This window comes from uncultured Treponema sp., assembly GCF_945873775.1.
Taxonomy (GTDB): Bacteria; Spirochaetota; Spirochaetia; order Treponematales; family Treponemataceae; genus Treponema_D.
Genome location: NZ_CAMCEC010000045.1, coordinates 1 through 4382, shown reverse-complemented (window position 1 = coordinate 4382; position 4382 = coordinate 1). Strand labels below are relative to the sequence as shown.

Here is a 4382-nt window from a genome sequence, read left to right as displayed (position 1 = left end):
AAGTTGCTCTGTTCAAATCGTTTTATTCAATTTTCAATAAAAAATAATTTCTATATTATTGTTTTGTGCAGTAACACTGTGATGTTTGTGTGCAAAATTCAGTTAGGAATCTTGTACAAAAGATTATCTTGTCAAGCCTGATAATGACATTAAATTATAAAACTTGGCATTAGGTTATTTTAGTTTCTTTATTAGTTCTTCAATTTCTTTTTCAGTTTCTTTTGGTGGGAATAGAAGTGTGGCTAGTTTTGGACGGATTGCTATTGAGAAGATAATGATTCCAATGCATTTAAAAATGTCGGCGGACAAAAAATAAATCCAGTTAAGATTTTTATAGAATAAACTTTCAAAAAAATAGTAAATGCTGAATCCTGCAATGCATCCAAAAAATACTTTGAAAAATATTTGGGCTGAGAATTTTTTTTCAATTATAGATGGAGAGCAAGCGATAAGTCCAGAAATAAATGTGCTTGCAAATATTGCTGTGAAATTTCCTGTTTGTTCTAATGAAAATCCGCTGAAAATAAATTGTGCGATTATAAAAATTCCTGCGCTGCCTGCTCCTTGGATTCCTCCCAAAATACAGCCAGAAAGAACTGCTGCCGCAACTTGAATGTTCAGTTCTGGAAAAAATCCGCAGATAAAAATAATAGCGGCAAAGAAAACTGTTGTGCTTCCGCGGATAATTTTTAACTTTGCAATGGTTTTCATTTTAATTTCCTTATGGCTTTTTTTAGAAGTTTTCTTATTTTTCTTTTGCTTATAAGAAATCTGTCTTTTACTGCGGAAAAAATTATGTATGAAAATACTGCAAAAATCAAAATGTATGCAAACCAGTCGCCCATGATTGAAAAAATTGTAATTTGCCGTTTGTAAATCGGAACGGAAATACCCATGGAATCTTCTTTGAACAAAGGCAAATCATATAAAATTTTTCCTGCCGGATTGACCGCTACAGAATATCCGGAATTTGCGCAGCGCAAAAGAGTTGTTCTGTATTCGATTGCAAGATAGCTTGAAGCGATAAAATGCTGCATTTCCGCGGAATTCGTTTTGCTCCAAGAGTCGTTTGTAATGTTTACAAAAATTTCGCTTCCTAGCTTGAAAAGATTTGTGCAGACTGAAGGAAATGAATCTTCAAAGCAAATCGGCGTGGAAAACTTTAAAAATGAAAGCGGATTTTCCTGATTGTTTTCTGAAAATTTTATTCTTTCCTTTTGAATTGAATTTCCGTTTTTATCAAGTTTTATTTCCGCGGATTTTTCTCTGTTGAAATCAAGCGGCGTTTCAAATTCCTGATTTTCCTTTAGTGGAATTTTAAAAATTGCATATTGAAATCCTGGCGCTAGGCTTGAATAAAATCCGACAATATTTCGCATTAAAAAATTCATTATTGGATTTTCAGCATAAGGAATCCGCTCTGCAAACGGAACAAGCTGAATTTTGCTGTAGAATCCTGAAAAAATTCCATTTTTGTCAAAAAGAATTGCGCTGTTTGTTCTTTTCCGCTTTTTTCGGTCCAAGGAAACTCCGCCGCCGATTAAAAATGGAGTCTGTGTGCTGGCTATAAATTCCTTTAGGCTTTCATCTTCCGGAAAATGAGAGTAATAATTTGCTGCTTTTGGGAAATTTTTTGAAAGAACGCCTTCGCTCCAAATTACGAGATCTGTTTCTTTTCCTTGCTCTGAAAGCTGCCTGATTCCTTTTTTTGTAAGTTTCTTTGAAATTTCAATTGATTTTTTGTCTCCGCCTTCCCACGGATCTATGTTTTGCTGCACGATTACTGCATTTAAAAGTTTTTCTGGCCAGCGAGGAATTGCAATTTGAATTATTCCATAAATTCCGCAAAGTGCAAAAATTGCTGCAGTGAATTTTGCGGCTTGGGCAAGCTGTTTGTTTGTATTTTTAGCTTTTGTTTTGTCTAAGAAATATTTGCGGCTCATTATTATTTCCGCGGTGAGTGAAGAAAAAAGCGCGTATATAAAAGTTATTCCCCAAACGCCAGTTATGTCGGCAATTTGTGTAAAAATTTTCCATTTGTAGGCTGCCATAAAAAGCGTTCCCCAGGGATAGCCGAGCGCGCCGGTTGATTTTATGTATTCGTACAAAACCCAGCAGGCGCAAAACCATAGCATTCTTTTGAAAATCAAATACGGGCAAAGTCCTGCTTGTTCTTGAAGTTTTGCTGTTTTTGAAATTTTGCTTGGAAAAACGTGCATTATAATTCCGCAGAATCCGCCTTGAAATGCAGTTCCTAATGCGCTTGCTCCGAGCGTAAATGCCGCAAATCCGTGGAAATTCGCCAGCCAGTAGCTTGAAAGCAAGTGAACTGTAAGCGTCTGTATGAAAAAAAGCCAGAAAGTCTGTTTGTATGATTTTGATTTGTAGACTGCAATGTACAAGGGCGAAAGGCAGAACAGCGCGGTCAACGGAGAACCAAACGGAAGAATTTCATTTGAAATTGAAATAGATTCAGTTGCTCCAGAAAAGATTGCACAAAAAACTTGTAAAAACAGCTGATTCATTGTATTATTTTAATGTCATATATAGAAAAAATCAACACGAACGGGAAGGGAATCATGGAAAAAGTCAGAGAAGCGCACCGCAAAATATATGGAGTGGAGCCGGAAGTTGTAGCGGTTGCTCCGGGCAGATTCCATTTGGCTGGGGAACATACTTGGTTCTTTAAAGACAAAACTTTGTCTATGGCGGTAAATCTTCCTGTTTATGTTTCAGCATCTTTAAGGGAAGACACTTCATTTAAATTTTATTTTGTTCAGCTTGAAGATGAAAAGCATACAAATCTTTCTTCGCTAAAGTTAAAAAAAGAAGATAAATGGGCAAATTCAATAAAATCTATTTTGTACGGATTTTCTAGCGGCGGATTTGAATTAAAGGGAATCAATTTTACTATTTATTCTGAAATTCTTCCTTCTGCTGGATTTGGAATAACAACCGCTGTAAAAGTTGCCGCTTGCTGGGCTGTAAGAGAACTTTGCGGATTAAAGTGCAGCCAGGAGCAGATTCTTCAGGTTATAGAAAGGGCGAATAAAAATTTTCTTGGAACGGCAAATCATTCTGCGGACAGTTTTGCTGCGATTTTTTCAAAGGAAAATAATTTGGTTCTTACCGACTATGCAAAAAAATCCTGCGAGCTAGTTCCTTTCAATTTTAAAGAAAAAACAATTTTGCTGACGGATGCTCTTGTGCCTAGGATTGTAACTTGGAACGAAGACAGCCTTATGCAGCCGGAAAATGTTTTGCTTTTAGGCGAGCTTAAGGAGCGAAAGGCGAATGTTCTGGGCGGCTGGCAGTATGAGGAAGACAAGGCGGAAGTCAATGAAGTTTTGAGCGTTGTTTCTGAAGATACGAAACGCCGGCTTTTATGCGTGATGAATGAACATAAATGCGTTCTTGACTGTGTTAATGCTATTCAAAAGGACGATTTTGCTTCTTTTGCTCGTTCTGTTAACCGAAGCCATCAGAATATGCGTGATTACGATATTTCTTGCCCTGAAATCGACTGGATTTTAAAAAGAGTCCATGAACTTGACGAAAATCCCGATGACTTAAGAAATCCCGTGAACTGCGGCCGAATAACAGGAAATGGCTTTGGACGCGGAATCTATACAATCTTAAGAAACAGCGATGTTGGAAAATACAAGGAAAAACTGGAAGAATACGAAAAAATATTCGGCTTTTCCCCAAAATGCTATTCTGTAAAACCTGCAAATGGAGTCCGCCTTATATGAATATTCTGCTTACTAATGACGATGGAATTAATGCTGAAGGCTTAAATGTTCTTTCTGCGGCTCTTTCAAAAAAGCACAATGTTTTTATAGTTGCTCCAAAATTCAACAAATCTGGGGCTTCAAGCCAGATGAATGTTGCTGTTCCTTTGGAGCTAAAAAAGGTTGATAAAGAAAATTGCCGCCTTTCTTATCATTTGGAAGGTTCTCCTGTGGACTGTGTGCTTTCCGGGCTTAACGGAAGCTATATTTCAGAAAAAATTGATGTTATTGTTTCTGGTATAAATGACGGTCCGAATCTTGGAACTGATATTGTTTATTCTGGAACTTGCGGTGCGGCGCGTCAGGCTTGTCTTGCAGGAATTCCAGGAATCGCTCTTAGCATTGATTCAGATTCAAAAGATGAATCAGACAAAAACGGCTCTTTATATTTTGAAAATCTTGCCGACTTTGCCTGTAAAAATCTTGAAAAGCTTGTTTCTCTCTGCGGAAATCTTACAGTTTTAAATTCGGCGCATAAATATTACAGAAATTTTGTAAACGTAAATGCTCCTGCAATGAAAAATTACAAGGGAGCAAAACTTACCGTTCCTTGCATAAGGCGTTATTGGGAAACTGTGGAGCTTTGCGAAT

At 37.0% G+C, this 4382-nt stretch carries 4 protein-coding genes; 2 read left to right on the top strand and 2 right to left on the bottom strand.

Annotation, left to right across the window (positions count from 1 at the left end; genetic code table 11):
• Positions 1 to 174: 174 nt before the first annotated feature.
• Together Q0N70_RS12210 and lnt are read right to left on the bottom strand one after the other, a co-directional pair.
• Entirely contained in the window at positions 175 to 711 is a 537-nt protein-coding gene (locus Q0N70_RS12210; protein WP_294017158.1) for a hypothetical protein, read from the bottom strand.
• Complete coding sequence (lnt, locus tag Q0N70_RS12205) at positions 708 to 2525, bottom strand: apolipoprotein N-acyltransferase (RefSeq protein ID WP_294017155.1); 1818 nt, start codon at positions 2523 to 2525, stop codon at positions 708 to 710. Before lnt ends, Q0N70_RS12210 begins: the two co-directional genes overlap by 4 nt.
• Before the next feature lie 54 nt (positions 2526 to 2579).
• On the opposite strand from lnt, the gene Q0N70_RS12200 reads away from it, so the two are divergent.
• Positions 2580 to 3752 carry a galactokinase family protein gene (locus tag Q0N70_RS12200; RefSeq protein ID WP_294017153.1) on the top strand — a complete coding sequence of 391 codons (1173 nt, stop codon included), beginning with the start codon at positions 2580 to 2582 and terminating at the stop codon, positions 3750 to 3752.
• A partial coding sequence (surE, locus tag Q0N70_RS12195; RefSeq protein ID WP_294017151.1) for a 5'/3'-nucleotidase SurE occupies positions 3749 to 4382 on the top strand: 634 nt, incomplete at its 3' end. The genes Q0N70_RS12200 and surE, both read left to right, overlap by 4 nt.